This is a genomic window from Streptomyces sp. WELS2, assembly GCF_013870595.1.
GTDB lineage: Bacteria > Actinomycetota > Actinomycetes > Streptomycetales > Streptomycetaceae > Streptomyces.
Window position 1 is genome coordinate 1 of record NZ_JACBWZ010000961.1, and the last position, 2,160, is coordinate 2,160.

A 2,160-nucleotide genomic window follows, 5' to 3' on the forward strand; every position below is an offset into this window, starting at 1 on the left:
TGCCGGGGTCCTTTCGGTGGGCGTGCCCTCGCAGAGGGCCTTGTCGACGACGTCGAGGAAGTCCCGTTCGGCCTGGAGCGTGGCGGGCACCTCGTTCAGGGCGACGGCGACGGTGCGGCCGTCGGGGCCGGCGGCGACCAGTGCCCGGTGGCCGCCGGGCACGGTGCCGGCGTGGCCCCACCAGGTGGAGCCGCAGGACAGCGGTGAGGAGATCAGGCCGAGCCCGTAGCGGGCGCCGGGCCACAGCCGGTCGGGGTCGGCGGCCACCGTCCGCCGCATCTCGGCGAGTCGGGGTGCGGGCAGCAGTCGGCCGGTGAAGAGCGCGGTGGCGAACCGGGTCAGGTCGGCGGGGCTGGAGACCAGCGCGCCGCCGGCACCGCCGAAGGTCGTGTTCCAGGCGGTGCCGTCCACGCGGTGGCCGTCGGCCGCGGTGAAGTAGCTGTGCGAGTGCGGGCCTTGGATGCGGGTGGCGTCGCCGGGCCAGTACGTGTCGCGCAGGCCCAGCGGCGCGATGATCCGGCGGGTGATCTCCGCCTCCGGGTCGTGGCCGGTGACCTCGCGGATGATCAGCCCGGCGACGATGTAGTTGGTGGTCGCGTAGTGCCAGGCCTGGTCGGGGGGCGGCAGCCGCAGGGCGCGGGCGATCAGCTCGCGCGGCTCGAAGTGGCGGTAGCGCACCTTCTCGGGGTGCTGCCACTCGGGTGCCTCGAGGTAGTCGGGCAGTCCGCTGGTGTGTTGCAGCAGCCGGCGTACGGTGATCCGGCGGCCGTCGTAGCCGCCCGCGCGGATCAGGCCGGGCAGGTAGCGCTCGACGGGAGCGTCCAGGGAAAGCCGTCCCTCGGCGGCGAGTTGCAGTACGACCGTCGCGGTGAAGGTCTTGGTGACGCTGCCGGCGCGGAGCCGGTCGGTGGTGTTCATGGGGCGGCCGCCCCGGCCCGAGGCCCGGGCGCTCGGCGAACTCCCGCTGCCCCAGGTGTGTTTCACCTACCACGGCCAGTGGGAGGCACCCGCCGGAGGCGACTTCGCACCCGCGGCCGACGTACCCGGCACCGACATGGACCCCGGCGCGCCCCTGGACCACCTCCTGGACGTCTCCGCCCTGGTCGCCGACGGCGAGCTGGAGATCACCTGGCACTACAGCGACCAGGTGCACCACACCGGCACCGTACGGCGGCTGGCCGACGCCATGGTGGCCGCGCTCGCCGGCATCGCCGAGCACTGCGCCCGGCCCGGCGCGGGCGGCCGCACCCCCTCCGACTTCCCGCTGGCCCGCCTCGACCAGGCCGGAGTGGACCGCCTCGTGGGCGACGGACGGGACGTGGAGGACCTGCTGCCGCTCACCCCGCTGCAAGAGGGCATGCTCTTCCACCGGCTGGTCGGCGGACCGGACGACGTGTACGTCGACCAGGCCGCCCTCCTGCTGGACGGCGTCACCGACCCCGACGCCCTCGCCCTGGCCTGGCAGCGGGTGACCGACCGCACCCCGGCCCTGCGCACCTCGGTGGTGTGGGAGGGCGTACCGGTGCCGCTCCAGGTCGTCCACCGGCACGTCACCGTCCCCATCGATCAGCTGGACTGGCGGGAGCTGGACGAGCGGGAGCGGTCCGGACGGCTGGAGCGGCTGCGCGCCGACGACCTCGCGCGCGGCCTGGACCTCGGCACGGCACCGCTCATGCGGCTCACCCTCGTCCGGCTGCCGGACGCCCGGCTGCACCTGCTGTGGACCTCCCACCACCTGATCCTGGACGGCTGGAGCCTCGCCCAGGTGATCACCGACGTGTTCGAGGAGTACGCGGCCCTCACCGCCGGCACCGCGCCACGGCCCTCGGCGCGGCGGCCGTTCGGCGACTACGTCCGCTGGCTGGCCGGACGGGACACCGAGGCCACCCGCGCGCACTGGCGGACCGTCCTCGCCGGGTTCGCCACCCCGGCCACCCCCGTGCGCCACCAGACCTCCCTGTTCTTCACCGCCGCCGAGGCCCGCCGGCTGGCCGCGCACCCAGGGCAGGTCACCGCGTTCGGCGTGCTGCCGGACAAGGGAGCGGACCCCGAGCGGGTGCGCCGGGCCGTGGAACGGGCGCTGCACGGCACCACGGCCCGGGTGAGCAACGCTACTCGGTACGCGATGCGGGGTCTGCTCTCGGGGTGTCGGGAAAGTCA

1 protein-coding gene and 1 pseudogene are annotated in these 2,160 nt (G+C 74.8%); one reads left to right on the plus strand and one right to left on the minus strand.

Features of this window, described 5'->3' with window-relative positions; all coding sequences use genetic code 11:
* Positions 1-933, minus strand: a pseudogene (locus H5J33_RS32290) (serine hydrolase domain-containing protein); the annotation flags it as partial.
* On the opposite strand from H5J33_RS32290, the gene H5J33_RS32295 reads away from it, so the two are divergent.
* Positions 917-2,160 (plus strand): condensation domain-containing protein (locus H5J33_RS32295; RefSeq protein WP_258565559.1); only part of this gene is annotated, 1,244 nt, incomplete at its 3' end. The pseudogene H5J33_RS32290 and the gene H5J33_RS32295 sit on opposite strands and share 17 nt — an antisense overlap.